This window comes from Halobacillus litoralis, assembly GCF_020171725.1.
GTDB classification, from domain to species: domain Bacteria; phylum Bacillota; class Bacilli; order Bacillales; family Halobacillaceae; genus Halobacillus; species Halobacillus litoralis_F.
Genome location: NZ_JAIVAJ010000007.1, coordinates 245685 through 265633 on the forward strand (window position 1 = coordinate 245685; position 19949 = coordinate 265633).

General features: G+C 48.7%; 26 protein-coding genes. 13 read left to right on the forward strand and 13 right to left on the reverse strand.

Annotated elements, in window-relative coordinates; all coding sequences use genetic code 11:
• Positions 1–70 precede the first annotated feature (70 nt).
• On the forward strand, positions 71–916 hold the full coding sequence (locus LCM20_RS15720) for a putative glycoside hydrolase (RefSeq protein WP_225196434.1): 846 nt from the start codon (positions 71–73) through the stop codon (positions 914–916).
• Positions 917–1017: 101 nt separating this feature from the next.
• Here LCM20_RS15720 and LCM20_RS15725 read toward each other — a convergent pair whose 3' ends face one another.
• Both LCM20_RS15725 and LCM20_RS15730 read right to left on the reverse strand, forming a co-directional pair.
• Positions 1018–1443 (reverse strand): YkvA family protein, encoded by a 426-nt coding sequence (locus LCM20_RS15725; RefSeq protein ID WP_225196435.1) that lies wholly within the window; start codon positions 1441–1443, stop codon positions 1018–1020.
• 550 nt (positions 1444–1993) lie between these two features.
• Complete coding sequence (locus tag LCM20_RS15730) at positions 1994–2758, reverse strand: DUF4397 domain-containing protein (RefSeq protein WP_225196436.1); 765 nt, start codon at positions 2756–2758, stop codon at positions 1994–1996.
• A gap of 106 nt (positions 2759–2864) precedes the next feature.
• Here LCM20_RS15730 and LCM20_RS15735 point away from each other — a divergent pair, with 106 nt between their 5' ends.
• The gene (locus LCM20_RS15735; RefSeq protein ID WP_225196437.1) at positions 2865–3650 is read left to right on the forward strand and encodes an alpha/beta hydrolase family protein; all 786 of its coding nucleotides are present in this window, start codon (positions 2865–2867) and stop codon (positions 3648–3650) included.
• Positions 3651–3694: 44 nt separating this feature from the next.
• On the opposite strand, the gene LCM20_RS15740 is transcribed toward LCM20_RS15735, so the two are convergent.
• Complete coding sequence (locus LCM20_RS15740) at positions 3695–3847, reverse strand: hypothetical protein (protein WP_225196438.1); 153 nt, start codon at positions 3845–3847, stop codon at positions 3695–3697.
• A gap of 300 nt (positions 3848–4147) precedes the next feature.
• Here LCM20_RS15740 and LCM20_RS15745 point away from each other — a divergent pair, with 300 nt between their 5' ends.
• From LCM20_RS15745 to LCM20_RS15760, 4 genes are all read left to right on the forward strand, one after another.
• The gene (locus LCM20_RS15745) at positions 4148–4939 is read left to right on the forward strand and encodes a CAP domain-containing protein (protein ID WP_225196439.1); all 792 of its coding nucleotides are present in this window, start codon (positions 4148–4150) and stop codon (positions 4937–4939) included.
• Positions 4940–5497: 558 nt separating this feature from the next.
• The gene (locus LCM20_RS15750) at positions 5498–5821 is read left to right on the forward strand and encodes a PadR family transcriptional regulator (RefSeq protein ID WP_225196440.1); all 324 of its coding nucleotides are present in this window, start codon (positions 5498–5500) and stop codon (positions 5819–5821) included.
• Positions 5818–6681 carry a permease prefix domain 1-containing protein gene (locus LCM20_RS15755; RefSeq protein WP_225196441.1) on the forward strand — a complete coding sequence of 288 codons (864 nt, stop codon included), beginning with the start codon at positions 5818–5820 and terminating at the stop codon, positions 6679–6681. The genes LCM20_RS15750 and LCM20_RS15755 overlap by 4 nt, the downstream gene beginning before the upstream one ends.
• A 15-nt stretch (positions 6682–6696) precedes the next feature.
• The gene (locus tag LCM20_RS15760; RefSeq protein ID WP_225196442.1) at positions 6697–7731 is read left to right on the forward strand and encodes a TolB family protein; all 1035 of its coding nucleotides are present in this window, start codon (positions 6697–6699) and stop codon (positions 7729–7731) included.
• 89 nt (positions 7732–7820) lie between these two features.
• On the opposite strand, the gene LCM20_RS15765 is transcribed toward LCM20_RS15760, so the two are convergent.
• Positions 7821–8288, reverse strand: a complete 468-nt coding sequence (locus tag LCM20_RS15765; protein ID WP_225196443.1) for a divergent PAP2 family protein — start codon at positions 8286–8288, stop codon at positions 7821–7823.
• 109 nt (positions 8289–8397) lie between these two features.
• Between LCM20_RS15765 and LCM20_RS15770 the strand changes: the two genes are divergently transcribed.
• The gene (locus LCM20_RS15770; RefSeq protein ID WP_225196444.1) at positions 8398–8790 is read left to right on the forward strand and encodes a thiol-disulfide oxidoreductase DCC family protein; all 393 of its coding nucleotides are present in this window, start codon (positions 8398–8400) and stop codon (positions 8788–8790) included.
• Positions 8791–8954: 164 nt separating this feature from the next.
• Here the strand turns inward: LCM20_RS15770 and LCM20_RS15775 are convergent, their stop codons facing one another.
• Positions 8955–9188 carry a hypothetical protein gene (locus tag LCM20_RS15775; protein WP_225196445.1) on the reverse strand — a complete coding sequence of 78 codons (234 nt, stop codon included), beginning with the start codon at positions 9186–9188 and terminating at the stop codon, positions 8955–8957.
• A 158-nt stretch (positions 9189–9346) separates the two neighbouring features.
• On the opposite strand from LCM20_RS15775, the gene LCM20_RS15780 reads away from it, so the two are divergent.
• Positions 9347–9601 carry a hypothetical protein gene (locus LCM20_RS15780; RefSeq protein ID WP_225196446.1) on the forward strand — a complete coding sequence of 85 codons (255 nt, stop codon included), beginning with the start codon at positions 9347–9349 and terminating at the stop codon, positions 9599–9601.
• A gap of 194 nt (positions 9602–9795) precedes the next feature.
• Here the strand turns inward: LCM20_RS15780 and LCM20_RS15785 are convergent, their stop codons facing one another.
• A complete protein-coding gene (locus tag LCM20_RS15785; protein ID WP_225196447.1) occupies positions 9796–11004 on the reverse strand; it encodes a serpin family protein in 1209 nt (402 codons plus the stop codon).
• Between the two features lie 94 nt (positions 11005–11098).
• Here LCM20_RS15785 and LCM20_RS15790 point away from each other — a divergent pair, with 94 nt between their 5' ends.
• From LCM20_RS15790 to LCM20_RS15805, 4 genes are all read left to right on the forward strand, one after another.
• Positions 11099–11557, forward strand: coding sequence for a GNAT family N-acetyltransferase (locus LCM20_RS15790; protein WP_225196448.1), 459 nt, complete (start codon positions 11099–11101; stop codon positions 11555–11557).
• A 177-nt stretch (positions 11558–11734) separates the two neighbouring features.
• Positions 11735–12190: a LytTR family DNA-binding domain-containing protein gene (locus tag LCM20_RS15795; protein WP_225196449.1), complete on the forward strand. Its 456-nt coding sequence runs from the start codon at positions 11735–11737 to the stop codon at positions 12188–12190.
• On the forward strand, positions 12191–12604 hold the full coding sequence (locus LCM20_RS15800; protein ID WP_225196450.1) for a DUF3021 domain-containing protein: 414 nt from the start codon (positions 12191–12193) through the stop codon (positions 12602–12604).
• Between the two features lie 144 nt (positions 12605–12748).
• Positions 12749–13195 carry a YndM family protein gene (locus LCM20_RS15805; protein WP_225196451.1) on the forward strand — a complete coding sequence of 149 codons (447 nt, stop codon included), beginning with the start codon at positions 12749–12751 and terminating at the stop codon, positions 13193–13195.
• 52 nt (positions 13196–13247) lie between these two features.
• Here LCM20_RS15805 and LCM20_RS15810 read toward each other — a convergent pair whose 3' ends face one another.
• Positions 13248–13664 (reverse strand): cytidine deaminase, encoded by a 417-nt coding sequence (locus tag LCM20_RS15810; RefSeq protein WP_225196452.1) that lies wholly within the window; start codon positions 13662–13664, stop codon positions 13248–13250.
• A 308-nt stretch (positions 13665–13972) separates the two neighbouring features.
• Entirely contained in the window at positions 13973–14410 is a 438-nt protein-coding gene (locus LCM20_RS15815; protein WP_225196453.1) for a cell wall hydrolase, read from the reverse strand.
• Positions 14411–14820: 410 nt separating this feature from the next.
• Between LCM20_RS15815 and LCM20_RS15820 the strand changes: the two genes are divergently transcribed.
• Positions 14821–15111, forward strand: coding sequence for a hypothetical protein (locus LCM20_RS15820; RefSeq protein WP_225196454.1), 291 nt, complete (start codon positions 14821–14823; stop codon positions 15109–15111).
• 133 nt (positions 15112–15244) lie between these two features.
• Here the strand turns inward: LCM20_RS15820 and LCM20_RS15825 are convergent, their stop codons facing one another.
• From LCM20_RS15825 to LCM20_RS15845, 5 genes are all read right to left on the reverse strand, one after another.
• Positions 15245–15520 carry a hypothetical protein gene (locus LCM20_RS15825; RefSeq protein ID WP_225196455.1) on the reverse strand — a complete coding sequence of 92 codons (276 nt, stop codon included), beginning with the start codon at positions 15518–15520 and terminating at the stop codon, positions 15245–15247.
• Between the two features lie 13 nt (positions 15521–15533).
• Positions 15534–16283 carry an alpha/beta hydrolase gene (locus LCM20_RS15830; protein ID WP_225196456.1) on the reverse strand — a complete coding sequence of 250 codons (750 nt, stop codon included), beginning with the start codon at positions 16281–16283 and terminating at the stop codon, positions 15534–15536.
• A gap of 18 nt (positions 16284–16301) precedes the next feature.
• Positions 16302–16751 (reverse strand): hypothetical protein, encoded by a 450-nt coding sequence (locus LCM20_RS15835; RefSeq protein WP_225196457.1) that lies wholly within the window; start codon positions 16749–16751, stop codon positions 16302–16304.
• 120 nt (positions 16752–16871) lie between these two features.
• On the reverse strand, positions 16872–18338 hold the full coding sequence (locus LCM20_RS15840; protein ID WP_225196458.1) for a protein adenylyltransferase SelO: 1467 nt from the start codon (positions 18336–18338) through the stop codon (positions 16872–16874).
• Positions 18339–18835: 497 nt separating this feature from the next.
• Positions 18836–19834: an ABC transporter substrate-binding protein gene (locus tag LCM20_RS15845; protein ID WP_225196459.1), complete on the reverse strand. Its 999-nt coding sequence runs from the start codon at positions 19832–19834 to the stop codon at positions 18836–18838.
• Between the last annotated feature and the right edge of the window lie 115 nt (positions 19835–19949).

A 19949-nucleotide genomic window follows, 5' to 3' on the forward strand; every position in this document is an offset into this window, starting at 1 on the left:
CGTAATACGTTAGAAAAATATGAAATCATGGTATACTACTAATAAAAAGAACATCAGGAGGATCCTGCCTTTGAAAACCTTTATTCGTCTCAGCGTTATGTCTTCCCTCTTGCTACTCAGCTCAGCCATTTTCTACGCCACCAAGCCGAACGCCACAGAACAAAGCCAGCTTCAGAAAGTGTATGACTACAAAATCTACTACGATTCCCCAACCCCTGACATTCTTGACAAAATGGGCAGCTACGACCTAGTCATCATTGAACCTGTCTTCTATTCACCAGACCAAATTGAACGAATCAGGGAACAAGGAACTCTCGTCTATGGCTATATCAATACGATGGAAGCCGATAATTGGAACACCTCCTTCATTGAGCAGCTGAACGAAGATGACTTCTTCCACCGGGACGGCAAGCGCGTCTACTACCCCCAGTGGGACTCCTATTTGACTGATATCACGTCTCCTCACTACCAGCAGGTCCTGCAGGCTGAAGTCGATAAGCAGATCATTTCAAAAAACTTGGACGGCGTGTTTTTAGATACAGTGGGGAACATCGACAATGAACATAGTGACAATGCTGAGATTCTCTATGAGCAGCGACAGGGGATGGTCAGTTGGATGGAAAGCGTTCAGGAACAGCACCCCGGCATATCTATGATTCAAAACTGGGGCTTCGACACGTTGACCACCTCGACGCATCCGTATGTAGAGGCGATCATGTGGGAAAGCTTTCACTTCTCGAATCTGGTCGGCGACGAATGGGCCCACGATCAAATTTACAAACTGAGAAAAGCTCGTGAGGAACATGGCATTCAAGTCTTGACCGTCGCAAACGAAGAGAAAAAGCAAAGTGAAATGCTCTCCAGAGCGAACCGCTTCATCCATTATCATGATGTGGCGGGCTATAATGAGTGGTAAAAAAGGGATGACGCCATGTCATCCTTTTTTCCTGTCTGGATTGATATTATTTTAGCAGATTATAGCAGATTTTTGCTGAAAAGTGTTCATTTATTTAAAAATTATTTTGGAGGGGCCGGAAGTTCGATTTCCTCTGCCCCCTCTCCGAAAATCTTGACCATCCGTTCCCGCGCCTGCTGCTTCACTGGTTCGTCAATTTGGCTGAGCACTTGGTATAAAGCGTAGATGATGACCGCACTATCGTCGGTGAACCCGATGGCAGGTAGAAAATCCGGTATCACATCTGTCGGCAGGATCAAATAGCCAAGCGCCCCTGCAATGGTCAGCTTCGCTTTTTTCGGGGTGTTCGGATTTTGAAAGGCGTAATATAATACGAGGCTGTAATAAACGATTTTCGTCCCAATCCTTCCGCCATATTTCCTGACTTTCTCTACGTAAGCTTTCTCTGAAAAATGCTTCCTCCCGATTTGCACAGCCTTTGCTGGGTTCAACTTTTTCAAACGCTCCATATACGATTCTTTCGTCATAACCGTCACCATCCTTTTCTCCTACTTTTCACATATCAGATGGAAACTAAACCTTTCGCCATTCGGAATAAAAAACAAAAAAATACAGGCAGCGAATGCCTGTATTTTCAGATTGCCCGAGAAAGTCTTATCGGTTCTTTTTTAGATGGCGAAGCGGTGTTGGCGAAACAACTCGCTTTCCATGGGCGTCCGCTGAGTCTCCTCGCTCCCTTCGGTCGCTGTGGGGTCTCAACTGTACTCTGCTCCCATAGGAGTCTCGCTGTTTCGCCAACACCTTTATGAAAAGGAGACGGAACCTCTTATGCTGCCACTTGAAAAAGGCGATGACTGCACAGCATTACGTTCGTCTTTCTTCTTCCACGATAGGTTCTGTTCCCACTACTTACGTACAGTGGGGTGGAAAATGGCGAGACTCCTACGGGATGCACGGACCACGGCGAGATCCACTCAGGCTTTACGCCTGAGTTAGCTCGCCGTCCGCCGTGGAAAGCGAGCTATTTTCCACCCCACTGTCCATTCCATTTGTAACAGAACCGTCCTGCATACTTGTTTATGGTTGTAAAAAGAGTGCTTCGAGAGGCGGTTGTTTGCCGGCGAGGCCGACTGCGACGGCCGTGTAGGCTTGATTCGGCTCAAGTTTAACACCCGGCACCGTCTTCACGACCTGATTCGTTCCCGCCTGACGAACTTCCAAGTCGGCCGTAGTCGGCGGAAGCGTCATATAGCGTGTCGCTTTTCCAAATGGTACGTTCCGGAACAGGACGTCTCCCCCTTTGACCGCGATGTCGACAGCAGGGGCGTTCGGAGACAAGTGCCAGAACCTGACCTTCGCTTTGCCGGATGAAACAGACTGGTTATCCAGCGCCGCAATGAGACGGATCGAGTCGAGCGTACCGGCTGCAGCGACGGTGTACATGTTGCCACCTTCAACAGCAAGGTTCTGCGTCACAACAGCCTGGTCCGTTTTACCAGCTGGGTAGACATCGATCTGATACTGTCCGCCCGGAACCTGCAGGTAGTCACTGGATTGTTTATACGATATGTCAGACAGCACTTTCTGCCCATTTACATACACGTCCACTGCCGGCGCATCAGGTGAGGCATGGATGACGCGCACCATAGCAGGATTACCGCCGCCCATGCCCATCTGCTCTCCGCGTTGCTGCTCCATCATACACCAGCGTTGCATGCACTCGAAGTGTTTTTGATAATAATACACGTGTAACCGAGGATCCATATACTTATAATAATCTGCCAGCATCCCATACTTCGCCGCCTGCCATGCTACTTGATCTGCATTGTCATAATAATGCATGGATTCTCCCCCTTTTAGAAAAACTCCCATCCTAAGCCTATGCTTGCTTATGAAAAAGAGAACTTCTTTTCGGAATATGAGATAATAGACGGCAGAGGTGAGGACAATGGAAACCATCTATTATGGAGAAAACGAAAATCAATTTGGACAACTGCGACTGCCGGAAGGGGAAGGGCCGCACCCTGTAGCGGTCGTCATCCACGGCGGATTTTGGCGTTCGGGATTCGGTCTCGACCTGGTCGAAGATGTCGCAGAGGATCTGAGCCGGAACGGATGGGCGACATGGTCGATCGAATACCGACGGACCGGACAGGAAGGCGGCGGTTGGCCAGGAACATTCCTCGACACTGCTCTTGCCATCGACCATCTCAGAACACTTTCAGAGTCGTATCCGATCAACGTAGAAAAAGTCGTCACGATCGGACATTCGGCTGGTGGACACCTTGCGCTTTGGGCCGCCGCACGTCACCGACTGCCGGATAACAGCGAGCTCTACACAGAAAAGCCGCTTCCGATTACAGCAGCCGTCAGCCTGGCCGGCGTCAGCGACCTTTCCCGTATGCACGAGGTTCATCAATTCCGCGACGATACGCTTTCGCTTGAGCCGAATAATCCAGTAGCTGAACTGCTCTCAGATCATCTAGAAGAGCGGTATAAAGAAGCATCACCCATCGAACTTCTTCCATTAAGTGTTCCACAAGTGCTGGTACACGGATCGCTCGATGTCCACGTCCCGGTAGGCATCAGCGATCACTACTTCCAGTGGGCTGAAAATATGGGGGATTTCATCAAGTACGTCGAGATCTCCGAGGCCGAGCACTTTATGCTGACAGACACGTCGACCGATGCATGGGCGAGGATCCGTGAAGAGATGGATCTGCTGAAACAATAAAAGAAAGGTTCTGTTCCGCGCTTGAGGTGGAACAGAACCTTTTTTTATCGATTGTAATCCTGATAGATTCGCTCGACCCCAATCAACAGTACGACGACGCATAATACCATGGATAGAAGGCTTATGACCGGGCCGCTCGCCACTTGAATGATCAGCGCTGCGAACAACAGCGACAGACTGACTAACAGCACCCCCATCCTCCTCCCTCCTCTGTTGAAACATTTGTAAATCCAACGTCACATTCGTAAAAATCAGACGATTCCAGAAACCTGTCAATCCCTAATCTATAGAAAATCCTATCTATTTTTCATCTATTTCCCATTATCTTGTAGAATCGGGTAAATGTAAAACCACTCGATAATTAAGTCTTTTTCTACTTCCTTGACCTCCTCTCTCCTTCTATCAGCCTACTATTGTAAAATTCATCCTGAAATATTACAGAGAATCCAATGATAGAATCGAGCTGTACCAAACCTACACACCAAGGAGGATTTTTCATGAAGAAAAAATCACTGCTGATCACAGGAGCGCTTGCAGCGTCTATATTAGCTGCACCAGCCACATCATTCGCTTCGAGTGACGATGGACACGTACAAAAATCAGAAACATATAAAGTAGAGGTCAACCACGTCTTTGACTGGTTCAAACAGAATGAAGATCAGATCCGTAATGGAGAATTCGATTTGAATTCCTTCCTGGATCAATTCCAAGTAGAACCGAAAGCTCCGGTTCAACAACAGCCACAGCCGGAAACGCCTGTACAGGAAGCACCGGCTCCTGAAGCTGAAGAGCCAGCTCCTGAAACAGAACAGCCGGCACCTGAAACAGAACAGCCGGCACCTGAGGCTGAGCAGCCAGCACCTGAAGTGGAAGAGCCACAACAGGAGCAGGATGACGAAACAAACTCAGAAGTGTCCGCCTTCGAACAGGAAGTTGTCGAACTGACGAACGATGAGCGTACGGAGCGTGGCCTTGAGCCGCTTCAACTCGATACGGAGCTCGCCGCTGTTGCAAAAGATAAATCGCTCGATATGTTGAATAACGACTACTTTTCTCACACGAGTCCGACGTATGGTTCTCCATTCGATATGATGCAGGCATATGGAGTCGACTATCGGGCCGCGGGTGAGAACATTGCGATGGGACAGCAGTCTCCTGAGCAGGTGGTCAATGCATGGATGAACAGTGAAGGTCACCGTCAAAATATCCTGAGCCCGAACTTTACGCACATTGGTGTGGGACACACGGATGACGGCAACTACTGGACGCAAATGTTCATCGGCAAATAAGCTATCATAAAGCAGCCTTTCTTTGGAAGGCTGCTTTTTATACTCTTGAAAAGTATGGAGGGACGGTTCTGTTACAAACAAGTGGACAGTGGGGTGGAAAATAGCTCGCTTTCCGCGGCCCAACAGGACGTTGGGTCGTTCGACGTTGCCACACGACGTGGCGGTCTTAGTTCGAACCGAGCTGAAATACGGAAAGGTGAACATCATTCCGTGCCAACATAGCTATTTAAGATGCTAGCATTAGAGGTTCTGTCCCCCTCCTCATAAATGTGTTGGCGAAACAAGGAGACTCAGCGGACGCCCATGGAAAGCGAGTTGTTTCGCCAACACCGCTTCTCAAGCTTAGAGAGAACCGATAGGACTTTCTCGACATTTTGCGAAGCAGCCTTTCTTAGAAGGCTGCTTTTTTTGTGTTTTTGGATACGTGGGGGGTTAAAACTAGTTTATAAAGACCTCCTTTCTATTTTCAATAATTGGAATTTAACCCTTGTTTTTCGATGCACATCGTTATACAATGTCACTGGATGTAAATACCAATTAAAGAAATAGGTGACACGTATGGATCGGGAAATTATGAAAGGGAGCATCGATATTCTGATGCTGAACCTGTTAGTCAGGGAAGACATGTACGGCTATCAGATTGTAAAGCGGTTGAAGCATGAGAGCAATGATTTGTACAACATGAGTGAAGGGACGCTTTATCCTGCTTTGAAACGTCTGGAGAAAAAGGAGTGGGTCAGTTCGTATTGGGCTGAGACTGCGAGCGGGCGGAGGAAGTATTATCAAATCACGCTTGAAGGTACGGCTATGCTTGAGGAGAAACGGAGTGCGTGGAAGCATGTGAACGACTTGATTACGAGGACATCGGAGGACGGATCATGAAGCGTTTGGAAAGGCACGTGGAAAAAACGTTGGACCATATGCAGAGTGATCCTGAGGAGCGCGCGGAACTCAGAGAGGAGCTCCTCGCCCACCTGAAAAGTCTGAAGGAAGAGTTCCTTGCACAAGGTCACTCGGAGAAAAAGGCCGAACAAAAGGCTGTAGAGGAGTTCGGCGGGCCGAAGCTTGTCGGGAACGGACTTCAGGAAAGCATGTATCCGTATCAACGGGGACTGCTTTTCGTCATTGGTCTCGGGACGATTCTGTTCGGCATCCTCCTCCACTTCGTGTTCATCATGAACGCTGAGGAGCCTGGGACAGACTGGCTTCTCGTGCAAATGGCGCTCGGAACAGTAGTCAGTCTGGCCGCGTTCAACGTTTCATGGATTGGGCGGTTCTACTGGTCGATCAACGTGCTGATTTACTTGACTGCCGGCTGGAACGGCTTCAATTATTTTGTCGTCATCCGCTTCCGAGCTGAACAGAGTATTCCACTGCTCCTTTATATTGCGGTGCTCGTGGTGATCAGTTTTCTGTTCATGGTCCGTAACGCTTCGTTTTTCACAAACCGTGGCGACCCGAGCAAAAAGAAGCGCCGTATTAAAACGGCGAGTCATATCATCAATCTTCTGCTTGGTCTCGCCATCTCTGCTGCGGCGCTGTTTGTTACATGGGCGGGGCTTGCCTTCAGCGAGTATAGTTGGAAACTGTTCCTTCCACTGACCGCGATTGTTGGCTGGCTTATTTTTTACAAATTCCAAATGCGCTTTATCGGTAAGAAGCCGGTCGCTGCCATCTTCACCGGACTGCTGTTCGTGTGTGTCGTGATCGCCGTTCCTATGGTCCCGATTGTGTTTGGATAAAGAAAGGAGAACATCATGAAACTGTTGAAAAGTAAGAGTTTGTGGTTTGTCGTAAGTATGGCTCTGGTTTATTTCGTGTTAGTCGGATTCGGTGAGTCGGCAACGGAAGGAAAAACAGGCTACACCGGCCTTGGGGAGTCCCCGGCGCTTGCCGGGGATGATGAAACCATCGTCTTCCCTTATTTTCAAAATGATCAAGCTTCCCTGTATATGACGACCGGCCAGCAGGAGGCGGAGCTTCTCGCAAGTCCTGATCAGGAAGGCCGTTCCTACATTCGCCCGGCGATTTCTCCTGATGATCGAACGATCGCCTTCATCCAATCGTGGTCCGAGGAAGAGACGCCTTATAAGCAGTTGATGATTTTTGAAAATGGTGAAGAGCGCGCGCTGCTTGGCGAGGAGCAGTTCATCACAGAGGTCACGTTCTCTCCTGATGGGAAATACCTGTACTATTTGAAGTCTGATTTATATACGAACTACTCCACGGTTTCTCAAGAGCATCCGCACGAAATGGATGTCTATCGCATGAACTTGGAAACGAAGGTCGAAGAGGCGGTGACGGAGACCGATGCTTATGATATGTCTTCTTTACACGTTTGGGACGAGGATACGGTCTCCTATCGTTCGTTTGAAGGAGAAGCGTTTGAAGGGCATGATGTCATGAAAGTTCTTAATGTGGAGTCGGGAGAGTCCGAAACGATTCAGCCGGATGCTTCGTTCGAGACACCGTCACAGATGCCTATCTTCTATAGTCCCACCCCTTCACCGGATCGCGAACACATCGCGTTCTCAGACGTAGGATCGACATCGGAAAACGGGACCTTCCAGTATGAGCTGTTTATGATGAACCGAGACGGTTCTAATATTGAACAGGTGACAAACCTCCACGAACACGTGAGCGAGCCGGTCTTTTTCAAAAAGAGTCCGGAAATCCTTGTGACGATCAACAAGCAGTTTGCCAAACGGATTCCGGACAATGAATATTGGATTCTGAACCCGGAAACCGGAGAACACAAAGAATGGGTCATTGATATGCCGGAATTGCAATAAGGCGGGGAACCATGGATCGCGGGGTGTTTTCCACCCCACGACCTACTATGTACAATCCAGAAAAAATTAAGCGAGCCTGTCCGGCTCGCTTATTTGTTTTCAAGCTTTGCGGAAAGAACGCCTAATGCAATCCCGAGCATCGCTCCACCCAGTACTTCAACAGGCTGGTGCCCGAGCAGTTCCTTCAGTTCTTTTTCACGCTCGACGAATTCGATGCTTGGGAAATCACCGGCGATTCCGGCGATGCTGTCTTCCAAGTCATTGACCAGCTGGGCGATTTCTCCTGTATGGCGGCGGATCCCCTGCGCATCATACATGACGATGACGCCAAAGACCGTGGCGAGCGCCGTCTCGGTATGACGGCTGCCTTTGTTCGCTGCGATATACGAAGCGAGAGCGGAGACGCCTGCTGAGTGAGAGCTCGGCATACTGCCCGTCGTGAGGACCTGTTTCACGTCCCAATCCCCAGTCAACCTCTTATGTGTGAAAATCTTCAGTCCTTGCGCAATCCCTATGGATGCAATCGCCGTCATGATTCCTCTGTTCATTTTTCTCATTATCATCACCTCCCATTTCTCATACCCTGAATCGAGAAAAGTTATCCTCCCTACTGAATTGTGAAATGTTGAACAAGATGGTACACTACAGGTAAAAGGTGGGATATTCATGAAACGGATCATCTTATTCGACGGCGATTGCCACTTCTGCGACCGGAGCGTCCAGTTCATCATGAAGCGCGATCCAAAGGCTATGTTCCAGTTTGCTTCCCTGCAAAGTGAAACCGGTCAGGAATTATTGAGAAAATTCGGAGCCCCGGTTGAGCTGGACAGTTTTATCTTGATCGAAAAAAATCGTATGTACACGCAGTCCACTGCCGCCCTTCGTGTATGCAGACAATTGAACGGGCTGTGGAAAACGCTGCATTTCTTGACGGCTATCCCCAAACCGATCCGGGATACTGTGTATAACGTGATAGCGAAAAACCGCTACAAGTGGTTCGGAACGAAAGAACAGTGCCCGCTTCCGACGCCTGATGAGCGTAAACGCTTTTTATCTTAGAAAAAACAGTCGCGAGGATTCTCCTCACGACTGTTTTCCTGTTACATGAGCGTGAAAGTGGTTGAGAGCGGTCTTGTCTCGGCTGTTTCACCCTCCATCTGGGGATAAAATGGACATGAACGCGTTTCTCAAAACCGTTTTCACTCCTTGGCTCATTTCTTCTTTTATAGTTCTTCTTGATTGAATGTGTTCTGCAGTTGGTTCATCGACGCCTGGTGCGCAGATTGGATTTGTTCTCCGACGCGCTCCATCGGGTCTTGGCCCATCGCCTCACGGGTGTTCTCAGCCAGCTGGCCGAATCCACCGTTTTGGTTCATACGTGTCACGCCGTACATCGCAGCCGCTCCAAGAGCTCCTGCTGTACCAAGCGCCACCCAGTTTCTTTTTCTTCGTGCCATCGTCATTCCCTCCCGACTGTTCCTTATCAACGGAACAAAAGTAGTTTGAGCCGTTAAGCGGTGAACTATTCCTGAGCGCCTTTCCAAATATTAACCGACTAATTCACCCTCTCCTTGCAGAAAGTAAGAGCAATTCGACAAGAAATGGAGGGTGACCAATGAAAATTCGACTACTAGGAACGACAGCTGTTCTCATGTCTGGACTTCTTGTCGGCTGTGCCGGCAATGACATGAATAATCAGCCTGAAGACGTGAACTATCAGCCGACACGTTATAACGAGAACATGAACTACGACAACCAACGTGACATGTATATGAACGATGAAAACGATCCGAACCAACGCGACCAGCCTAGAATCGGCAAGCCGTACAATGCAGAAGATGGCAACGGAACAAAAGAACGCCGCGACTAATCGAAAGCCTGTCCCTCCCTCATTGGATGGACAGGCTTTTTTATCAGGATTTTTTCATTTGTTCAACGAGTTTTTTCTTCACTTCTGTATAGGACAGACCTGAGTTTGCATTACGTTTCTTCACTTCTTCGATATCTGTGCCTGTTACGGTGTACTTCTTCATACGAAAGCACCTCCCGCTATTAATCTGCGCGCTACAGCTCGCCTTCATACGTCCCCATGAACAAAATGGAGTCATATTCATCATCGGCAATCACATAGAAAAATGGGCGGTCGGCTTTGAATATTTCAGCCTGCGGTTCTACGGCAGCGGACTCTTCAACAGACGCCTGCGTTACAGCGGCCGCTTCCGTTCCTTCTTCCGTCACATCGATGACCGCTTTATGAATTACGTCGTCTACATATAAGCCTGCATCAGACATTGCGGATAAGTCTGCATTGGAAAACACGCTCTCCATTCCGAGGTTCATAAGTGGCTCCTTGACGGATTTAACTCCGTACTCCACCTTGAACTTCGGAAGGGTCAGTTCGACTAGAGTTGACTGCATGCTTTCTTTTGTATGCCGGAATTCCTCCGCATTAAAGGTCATCACAAAATCATCGATGGGTTGATCCTTTGGCAGGAAGGCGTACATCGAGTAATCCCCCTCACCGTAAGGCATTTGTACGGCCTGATAGCCCTCCGTCTCCAAATAATCAAAACGTTCTTCCTGGAACATGAGCTTCTGCTTCTGGATCGTCCCGTCTGTAAGCGTAAAGTCCCTCTCGGTCGTCATCGATTCTTCAAACGGATTTTTCCATTTCCCGTTAAAATAAATCGCATTGTTCAACAGCATACGAACGCTTCCGTCATAGGGTTTCTGAATCAAAGTGTCGATCATGCCATTCGTCTTATCACTCACCCAGCCGTTCATATCATCTACAATGGCCTGATTCGATAACTCCTGCTGAAAGACCTCCGAACGAAATGCGTCTGTCATATCTTTTTTGAAATCGTCCTTCACAGAGAATGCTTCGTCCAGCCAAATCGAGTTCGCTGACTGGATATCCACCTTCTCCCCGGCATTCTGAAGGTGTGCCGTGTAGTTGTGATACGTATCCAAAATCAACGGGTCCTCGAGTGGACCGTAATTCATGACGTCCTTCATTTCCGTTTCCGTTTCGCCCTCCGCTCCGGCAAGGACCATCGACATGACGACGGAAATGCTGTAAGGAGACATGAACACATTCTGATTGTCCTTTTTCATCTGTTGAAACAGCTCAAAGGCAAACTGCTGATTCCCTTTCAGTACCTGTTGATCGATTTTTTCTTTATCAACAGGCAAAGCTGCCTGGGTACTTCCTTGTCCACAAGCTGTAAGCAAGAGCAGCACACAAAGTCCGATCCATTTCACTCTCTTCATTTTTGTTGACCCCCTCTTCTATTCCATTAGTCGCTCCCACTGAAATAACGTTACAATGAGTGAGAGATAATTTAGAAAACAGGAGGCCACCATCATGCACTTTGAACGGATTACGGAAGAAAATATACATATGGCCCATCAGCTGTACAATGCGAATCCCGCATACAACCTGCTTGAAAACGGACAGGCGACAAGGACGCTGGAAAAGGTCCGCGGAGAATTCCTCGATGAAAAGGCGACGGAAAGCTATATCGCGTACGAGGCAGAGGACCCGGTCGGGCTCGTCGATTTTTTACCAAGGAACCCGAAAGATGGCTATCCGTGGATCGGCTTGATGATGGTCGATCAGAATCATCATGGAAAAGGAATCGGGTCCGCTATGTATCAATCTTTTGAAAGCCTGCTGAAGGAGCGGGGCTTCACATCGGTACGACTTGCGGTTCTTGTGAACAATGAACGGGGCCATGCCTTCTGGGAGCGCATGGGGTTTACGTACTACGGGATGAGCCAAGTAGAGGAAAACGAAGTGACGTGTCTGGAAAAAGAGCTTTAAGCCTGGGCGTTCAGCTCCTCTTTCGCCCAGCCCGCCCCACAAATCCCTCCGCAACTTACCCCTTCTTCTATGCCACTGACCTCTTCTTTTACACCTTTTACCTGATTCTCCATGACACCCCTGTGATTCCGTTCTATACTAACCTTAAGAAAGCCGCACAGAGAAGGGGGAAATCAAGTGAAAGTCTTACTCGACGTCGACCGTAAGTACGAGGAAACACATGTCACCATCCACTGCAGGGAAATGGATGACACCATCAAACAAATGCTGGACTTTCTAAAAGAAAGAGAAACTGAATTTATCGTAGGAAAAAAAGGCGAGGAGCAGCATATTTTGAAACCTGATACCGTCCACCATTTTCACACGGAAAAAGAGGTTGTCATTGCAACTACAGCAGAAGGGTCATTCAAAGTGAAGGAAAAATTGTATGAGCTTGAGGAGATGCTGCCCTCCACTACGTTCATCCGGCTTTCGAAGTCCGTGTTGGCCAATCTATATGAGATCCGCCACTTCGAACCATCGTTTAATGGGACGCTGGCTGTTCATTTCCAATCTGGGAATGTCGAATACGCATCCCGGCACTATGTAGGCAAGATGAAAGAAATCTTGAAATTAAACAGGAGGAACGCTTAAATGAAAACATTCTTATACAGAAGTATGATTGGATTATTCTTTGGCGGTTTTTTCGGTGTAATGCTGACATTCGCGGCCATTTATTTCGGAAACCTGGAGACGCTTGATTCTGCCCTGTTTGTAAAAAATGCGCTCGGCTCCATTTTCTGTGGCTGGTTGTTCACCGTCTCCCCTTTGTATTTTGAAATGGAATCCCTGACGCTTCCGAAGCAGACGGCTCTCCATTTCGTAACCGTCATGATCGTGTACGGCGTGCTCGCCTACGGTATTGGCTGGATGCCACAGGGAGTAGGGAACCTGCTGTTGTTCATTGCATCCATGCTCATCGGCTACATCATCATCTGGACGTGCTTTTACTTCTATTTCAAAAATGAGTCGAAGAAGATGAATGACGATCTTCAGCATATTAAATAAGACGTAAGAGCGGACGGAAGCCATTCTCGTCCGCTTTTATTTTATGGAAAATCGCGTGTACTATGCTTCCATCACGATAGTCCATTTATTGTTAGTGTGGGCTTGAGTGAAATGGACAAGATAGTGTTGTAGGAGGTGTTGAATATGACCCACTTTAAATTGTTTATGCTGAAGTTCGTCGTCACTCTTGTGCTCTTAGGGGTAATTCTCGGAGCTGGTTTCGATGTATCTTTCGGGAACTTTTTCTTGATATCCCTTGTACTTGCGGCGGTGTCTTATGCAGTCGTTGATATTCTTCTTTTGAAGAATACGGGCAATACAGGGTCGACTGTTGCGGATTTCATTCTCGCCTTTGCTGTCATTTACTTTATGACAGACGCTTTGACAGTCGGCGATAATGTGTTCTCAGCGACTTTGATTGCCACGGTTTCTTTAACGATCTTTGAATATTTCTTCCACCAGTCTGTAGCACGAAGCCTGGATCAAGAGAAGAAAGAAGAGAGTCGGGAAGACCGAAGCATTCAGCCTTCACCAGAGCTTAGAACCGAAACGTCTGAAGAATTGTTCCCTTATGACGATGACGATAAATAAACTCATACGAATGGCCAGGACAAAGCTTCCTGGCCATTGTTTTATAAATAGATCATTCAAAGAACTCTTCGTCCGAATAAGCATGAGACCAATGATGGGGTTGAAGCTCATCTAATGTTTTGTATAAAAGCTCATTGCCACGGTTCGAAACGGCTGCTTTCACTTCTCTTCCCCAATACATCAGCCGCTCCTGACATACCCCGCAAGGCGTCAAAATCCGTACGTCTTCGCTTTCATTTTCTCTTACGACACAGATCGAATGGGTAACGGCGGCGTTCCACTTGTGTGCCTCCAAAATAGCCCCCGTTTCAATGCAGAGCTCAGTGGAAGCATTGACGACTTCAGGTGCGACACTTGTGAGCACTCTTCCGTCATCTGTGTACATCGCTGCCGCACCGCCCCATCCTTCCGGGTAACGCTGCTCAAGCAACTGCTTCGCTTCCTCAAATAATTTCTGTTCCACTCCCATGTTCCTTCCTCCTATCCTTATGTAATAGCAAAATGGCTGAAACATACGTGCTTCAGCCTGTGATCATAGCCTATGCGATGTGATGATGTCCATAATCAACTTCGATGTGTGAACCGTTCTGCTCTTATAAGCGAATATATGATAACAATCAGAGGTTCCGTTTTCTTGTTGTAAAGGTTTTGGAGAAACGGGGAGACCCCGATGAGAGGACGGCGATCTCGCAGTGAGCGAGGAAGCTCACCGACCGCCGGTGGAAAGCGAGTCGTTTCTCCAAAACCGATTTTCTTAGTTACGAGAACCGATTCTTCCTATCTATAGACGCTCGCGCACGTTCCAGGTTGTGGTTCATAATAGCAGTGGTTCTTATAGCGTCCTGTAAACAACTGACCGTACCACGTCGGAGGGCAGGGTTCGTATGGATTGAAATACCACAGCGCATATTTGGCCGGATGTTCTCTCCATGACTCTAAATTTCTTCTTGCCAGCCTTTTCTCGACAGATCTTGCTCTGTTGTAGAACAGGTTTCCCTTTTGAACCGCTTCGAATGAGTAATTCCCACCCTGCACTTGATAAATGACCTGCCGGATCGTTCTGACATCGGTAAAGTCCAGACAGTCTGCTGCTGCCCGGTTCACAATCACATTTCCGACATAAAGCATGCCTTGTTTCCCTTCGCCTTCCGCTTCCGCCCTCATCATTCGTGCCATTAAAGCAACATCTGCATCGGTATATTTGACTCTTGGCATTTTTTCTCACCCCAAAATTAGTTTATGAGAAAAAGATGCGTTCATGCCATACAGCGCTGTTCGAGTGAGACTTTCTCGATGCGGGCGCGACTTTCCTGGTTCGAGCGCGACTTTCCCGGTTCGGGCGCGACTTTCTCGGTTTGGGCGCGACTTTCCCGGTTCGGGCGCGACTTTCCCGGTTCGGGCGCGACTTTCTCGGTTCGGGCGCGACTTTCCCGGTTCGGGCGCGACTTTCCCGGTTCGGGCGCGACTTTCCCAGTTCGGGCGCGACTTTCTCGATTCGAGCGCGACTTGCCTCATTTTCTAATTCGACAGCAAACATCCATAAATATCCAACACTCACCAAAAATCGGTTTACTGTCGTAGTGGTAAGGGTATTTTACTATAACTTTTAAAAAGGAGGATGTGCTATGCTGGATAACGTTTGGGTCCGAAGTATATCAAGCTGGATGGCATTGCTTTTGAATATCATCCCTGTCCTTATTTTCTTTTCTATTGTGAGCGGAAACGGCGGATCGGTCGAACTGATCTTCACACTCCTCGCTTTAGCCTTTATCACATCAGTCTTTGCGATTTACGTCAACCGTGGAAAAAGCAAGTTGAACATCGGCGTCGGGGTATTAGGGTTCTCTATCACGATCGGCATCACGATGCTTATCAGTTTCGTTGCCAACGTCATCGATTTGAATCACATCATTTAATTACACTCCCACGAGTGGACAATACTTAGTTCTTATTAAGAACGTGTATCATATGAGTAAAAGGGCAGGTTCTTTAACGGATCTGTCCTTTTTTCATCGTGAACTCCTCCTCACCGTTCATCGGATATTCATCCTAATACCAGCCGCCCAAACTTAATAGGAAAGAAGTAGAGATCGCGGCGATGAGAAAGGTAATGGCGGAAAGCGTCAACTTAATCGGCAACGACGCGTCCTCTCTCTGATAAAGTTTGAGCAACAGGGGAAATAATGTCCCGAAAATCAGGAGTGCGACAGCCGCCGCGACCAGGTCGATCCAGGTGAATGGTGGACCGAGATAATCATCGATAAAATAATTAGTCGTGATGGCCGCACTAAAGATGAAGAGTTGATAGAATATGAAACGCCCCATGACAGAGTCTCCTTTACTTGTTGAGCGGAAGCCAGTCCAAGACCTTCAAGATGTGCCGATCCCAGTAGTTCCATTCGTGATCACCCGCATCGAATTCGTAGGTGAAATCCAAACTTGTTTGTTCGCATTTTTCCTTAAAGGTAAAGTTATGATGAAATAGGAAATCTTCTGTTCCGCATGACTGGTAAATAGCAGGCTTAGCTCCATTTGAAGCGTCTACTCTCTCAAGCAGCCACAGTGGATCATCCATCGTGCCTGCAAGCTCCCTGTCACCAAAGATGTGAGCGAACTTGTCGCTTCCGGTTTGCCTGACTTCTTTCACGTAACCGGAAAGATCGGTTACGCCAGATAAGCTTGCGACCGCAGCGAATTGAGCAGGTTTGTTGAGCGCCCACTTCAGTGCACCATATCCGCCCATCGATAATCCTGCGACAAACGTTTCTTCTCGTTTTTTTGTAAGAGGAAAGTATGCGTGGACGATGGCTGGGAGTTCTTCTGAAAGAAATGTCCAGTACTTCTTTCCGTATTCCATATCGGCGTAGTAGCTGTGATCCATGCGGGGCATGACGACGGCCAGCCCCTTTTCTTTCGCATAGCGCTCGATCGAGGTCTGTCTCGTCCAGGCGGTCTCGTCGTCACTGTATCCGTGTAGAAGATAGAGGACAGGAAAGGGCGGTTCCGTCTCCTGATCCGGCAGCACGACTTCAATGGATGTATGTAAATCTAATACGTTTGAAAAAACACGGCATGTCAGTAACGCCATAATCAGCCTCCTAAAAGGTTATTCGTCCTTAACGTTAACGGCAAAGGCATACACGGCTTTGCCCTGTTCCCATTCGGCAATCACTCCGAATATCGTCCGACCTTTGTAGCTCTCTAATTGTTCATACGGGTCTGAGCCCCCATTCTCTTTCCACACTCTGAGTTCATAAGATTCAGGTTCCCGATCAAAATGGAGATCAAGATCTGCACTACTGGAAACCTCCGGAGCATCAGAGTCTTCCACCATGACAGGGGGAACGGGCCCATCTGCCTGGAGGCCGACACCTGATCCATCGTCCCTTTCATAGGACCAACTGTATGATCCCCGATCCGCTTTGATGGTTTCGTCTCCGATGGAAATCGTCAGCGTTGGAGGTTCTTTTCTGACAGCGTCTGCACCCTTTGACGGCTGTGCACAGCCACAAAGAAAGGCCGCAAGAATGATCCATAAGATGATTCCTTTTTTCATGGAACGCCTCCTTTTGACACCATCTTACCACATAAAGGAAGGAACCTTGGGAACTGATGACGGTGAGACGATGTAAAAAAAGACGAAAAGAGGAGTTCCTCTCTTCGCCTATCGTTTCAATCATGTTCCGCAGAACGTTTGATACGGTTCATCTGATGCTTCGGGTGGTTCTGTATAAGGCTCCTGTTCGCTCGTGTATGCGTAAGGGTCTGCGAGTACAGAGAGCAGACGCTCAACAACTGTGTAATCTCCTCGCGAGACAGCCGCTTCGATGGCTTCCTCAACACGGTGATTACGCGGGATGATGGATGGATTCGAGCGCTTCATGAGCGCCTGAGCTTCCTCGATACTCTCTTCCTGACGGTCAAGACGCAGCTGCCACTGCTTGTACCACTGATCAAACGCGACGTGACCACTGAGCCCCGTTACCTCAGGCTTTCCAAGCGTCAGCCCGCGGAATACGTTCGTAAAGTCTGCTTCTTTTTTCTTCATAATATCAAGCAGGTCTTCCATCAACGGTTCGTCCTGCTTCTCTTCGTTGAAAAAGCCGAGCTTCTGGCGCATGCCGGTGGTCCAGTGCTTCTTGTAGGAAGCGGCGAATTGTCCGAGTGTCTGCTCTGCTTTCTTGATGGCTTTGTCCTGGTCATCATCGAGTAGAGGAAGCAAGGCTTCGGCGAATCGGACGAGGTTCCACTCTGCGATGCCGGGCTGGTTGTTGTACCGGTATCGGCCGTGGGTGTCGATCGAGCTGAACACCGTGTCCGGATCGTACGTATTCATGAAGGCGCACGGGCCGTAGTCGATCGTCTCGCCACTGATCGTCATGTTGTCTGTGTTCATGACGCCGTGGATGAAGCCGACGTGCTGCCACTTGGCAATCAATGAAGCTTGCCGTTCGACGACCTGTTCGAGCAGGTAGAGATAGGGCTCGTCCTGATCTTTTCCACCGAAGTGCCGTTCCAGCGCGTAATCGGCCAGCTCCTTCATGTTCTCTTGGTCACCTTGGTAAGCCGCGTACTGGAAGGTGCCGACGCGCAGGTGGCTTGAGGCAATCCGCGTCAGTACGCCTCCGATATGCTCGGTCTCCCGCTGGACTTTATCCCCTGTTTTCACGACAGCGAGGCTTCTTGAAGTCGGAATGCCAAGTCCGTGCATCGCTTCACTGATGATATATTCCCTCAGCATCGCTCCAAGAGGCGCGCGGCCGTCTCCACTTCTTGAAAAAGGAGTGTGTCCGGATCCTTTCAACTGCACATCATAACGGTCACCGCCTGGCGTCAACTGCTCCCCGAGCAGAACTGCGCGGCCATCGCCAAGCATCGTGAAGTTGCCGAATTGGTGCCCGGCGTAGGCTTGCGCAATCGGCATCGATCCCTCCGGTCGTTTGTTTCCGGCAAGCTCCCGTGTGCCTTCTTCTGTTTTTAATGCTTCTGCATCAAGCCCAAGCGACTCGGCTAATGCGTCATTCAATAGGACGAGCTCAGGCTCTGTCACTTCTTCGGGCTGGATCCGCGAAAAGAAGGCGCCCGGCAGATGCGAGTACGTCGCTTCCAAATTCCAGTTCGGCGTTCTATGTGTATCGGTCATTCGATCACCTTTCCCTTGTTAGTCTTCTCTCATCCTAACGCTTCTACAGTCAATCGGCAATTGTAGTGTCTGCTTGAGAGTTGTTGTTATTCGGGTGGAGGTGTGGATTGGGACTGGGGGCGCTGTTGGACGTGAAATTTTCGCATCCGGGTTTTATTGGGGCGATGGCGGCGCTTACGTCTGGGTGATTGTCCCATATAAGTTTTTATTGGGACTATGATGGGGCTTCGGTCTTGGATGCCTGTCCCATTTACGATTTATTGGGACTATCAGGGGGTTTCGGCCTTGGATGCTTGTCTCATATAACTTTTATTGGGACTATGACGGCGCATCCGCCTTGGATGCTTGTCCCATTTACGATTTATCGGGACTATGATGGGCCTTACACCTTGAACGCCTGTCCCATACAGGCTGGATTCTTCTTCGCCAGAAGTTCCGATAAAGGTTTTCAAAAGAAAAGAGACCTCAGGGCATCCAAAGGTCTCTTTGTTTAGGCTTTATTCAACTAGACTTTCTTGAATATCTTCAAGCATTTTCGTATTGGCGATCGGGCCCGTGTACAACCAGCTGGAATCATCGGAATCGTATTCGTATACGTTCCCGTTTTGGACGGCTGGGATGTTCTGCCAGATGTCATCTTGAAGCATTTCCGCTTCTTCTCCGTCACCGTTAAGCAAGAAAATGTGATCGGCATCAAGCTGGGCTAGTTTTTCAAGGGAAATTTCGGACCAGTTCGATTCTGAACTGTCGGCGATTTCCTGAACGACGTTCGGTGCTGTGACTTCGAGGTCGTTGTAAAGAACGTCACCGCTTGAAAGCTGATCGTTCACGACGTAGAAGGTTCCGCCTGTCAGCCAAAGGGCTGCGATCGATTCGTCTCCGATGGCATCCTGGACGGCTGTTTTCGTTTCTTCGACTTTCTGTTCATAGTCATCGAGAACCTGCTGGGCTTGGTCTTCTTTGCCGAGTACTTCTGCTACGCGCTGCAGTTCATCTCTCCAGTCGTTGTTCTGTGCTTCGCCGACGACGTAGGTCGGAGCGATGCGGGAGTATTGATCGTACTTATTGCCTTCCACCATTCCGGCGGAGTCCATCAATAGAAGGTCCGGCTCGAAGCTTGCTACCGCTTCAAGTGGCAGGTCGTAAGGGATTGTCGGAACGTCACCTAGTGAATCCTGCAGGTATCCCTGTACTGATTCACCGTTTTGGACCGACCATTGAGCCGCTGGTGTCACATCAAGTGCGACAAGGTAATCTTCCAAGTAAGACGCGATGATGTTCTGTGGGTCTGCTGGTACCGTGACTTCATTGCCCATTGCATCGGTTACAGTGCGCTCACCCGTTGCTTCTTCACCAGATGTATCTTCTGTTTCTTCTGTCTGTGCATCTTCCTGCTGTTCTTCTTCCGTTGTATCGTCGCCACCGCTGCATGCCGTTGCGAACAAAATAAGGCCGAACATAGCAAGAGCTATGTAGAACCAGTTCGTCTTTTTCATAAACGTTTCTCCTCCTCGAAGGTGTCTGTTTTCAATAATTGAATGATAACAATTATCAATATCATTTACAAGCGTTTTCTTCTCGAGTCAGCCTATTCGTGTACGTTCGTTGTGT

Coding starts and splice junctions, on each gene's coding strand:
- LCM20_RS15725 (WP_225196435.1), bottom strand. CDS start 1,443: ATGACGAAAGAATCGTATATGGAGCGTTTGAAAAAGTTGAACCCAGCA.
- LCM20_RS15730 (WP_225196436.1), bottom strand. CDS start 2,758: ATGCATTATTATGACAATGCAGATCAAGTAGCATGGCAGGCGGCGAAG.
- LCM20_RS15735 (WP_225196437.1), top strand. CDS start 2,865: ATGGAAACCATCTATTATGGAGAAAACGAAAATCAATTTGGACAACTG.
- LCM20_RS15740 (WP_225196438.1), bottom strand. CDS start 3,847: ATGGGGGTGCTGTTAGTCAGTCTGTCGCTGTTGTTCGCAGCGCTGATC.
- LCM20_RS15745 (WP_225196439.1), top strand. CDS start 4,148: ATGAAGAAAAAATCACTGCTGATCACAGGAGCGCTTGCAGCGTCTATA.
- LCM20_RS15750 (WP_225196440.1), top strand. CDS start 5,498: ATGGATCGGGAAATTATGAAAGGGAGCATCGATATTCTGATGCTGAAC.
- LCM20_RS15755 (WP_225196441.1), top strand. CDS start 5,818: ATGAAGCGTTTGGAAAGGCACGTGGAAAAAACGTTGGACCATATGCAG.
- LCM20_RS15760 (WP_225196442.1), top strand. CDS start 6,697: ATGAAACTGTTGAAAAGTAAGAGTTTGTGGTTTGTCGTAAGTATGGCT.
- LCM20_RS15765 (WP_225196443.1), bottom strand. CDS start 8,288: ATGAGAAAAATGAACAGAGGAATCATGACGGCGATTGCATCCATAGGG.
- LCM20_RS15770 (WP_225196444.1), top strand. CDS start 8,398: ATGAAACGGATCATCTTATTCGACGGCGATTGCCACTTCTGCGACCGG.
- LCM20_RS15775 (WP_225196445.1), bottom strand. CDS start 9,188: ATGGCACGAAGAAAAAGAAACTGGGTGGCGCTTGGTACAGCAGGAGCT.
- LCM20_RS15780 (WP_225196446.1), top strand. CDS start 9,347: ATGAAAATTCGACTACTAGGAACGACAGCTGTTCTCATGTCTGGACTT.
- LCM20_RS15785 (WP_225196447.1), bottom strand. CDS start 11,004: ATGAAGAGAGTGAAATGGATCGGACTTTGTGTGCTGCTCTTGCTTACA.
- LCM20_RS15790 (WP_225196448.1), top strand. CDS start 11,099: ATGCACTTTGAACGGATTACGGAAGAAAATATACATATGGCCCATCAG.
- LCM20_RS15800 (WP_225196450.1), top strand. CDS start 12,191: ATGAAAACATTCTTATACAGAAGTATGATTGGATTATTCTTTGGCGGT.
- LCM20_RS15805 (WP_225196451.1), top strand. CDS start 12,749: ATGACCCACTTTAAATTGTTTATGCTGAAGTTCGTCGTCACTCTTGTG.
- LCM20_RS15810 (WP_225196452.1), bottom strand. CDS start 13,664: ATGGGAGTGGAACAGAAATTATTTGAGGAAGCGAAGCAGTTGCTTGAG.
- LCM20_RS15815 (WP_225196453.1), bottom strand. CDS start 14,410: ATGCCAAGAGTCAAATATACCGATGCAGATGTTGCTTTAATGGCACGA.
- LCM20_RS15820 (WP_225196454.1), top strand. CDS start 14,821: ATGCTGGATAACGTTTGGGTCCGAAGTATATCAAGCTGGATGGCATTG.
- LCM20_RS15825 (WP_225196455.1), bottom strand. CDS start 15,520: ATGGGGCGTTTCATATTCTATCAACTCTTCATCTTTAGTGCGGCCATC.
- LCM20_RS15830 (WP_225196456.1), bottom strand. CDS start 16,283: ATGGCGTTACTGACATGCCGTGTTTTTTCAAACGTATTAGATTTACAT.
- LCM20_RS15835 (WP_225196457.1), bottom strand. CDS start 16,751: ATGAAAAAAGGAATCATCTTATGGATCATTCTTGCGGCCTTTCTTTGT.
- LCM20_RS15840 (WP_225196458.1), bottom strand. CDS start 18,338: ATGACCGATACACATAGAACGCCGAACTGGAATTTGGAAGCGACGTAC.
- LCM20_RS15845 (WP_225196459.1), bottom strand. CDS start 19,834: ATGAAAAAGACGAACTGGTTCTACATAGCTCTTGCTATGTTCGGCCTT.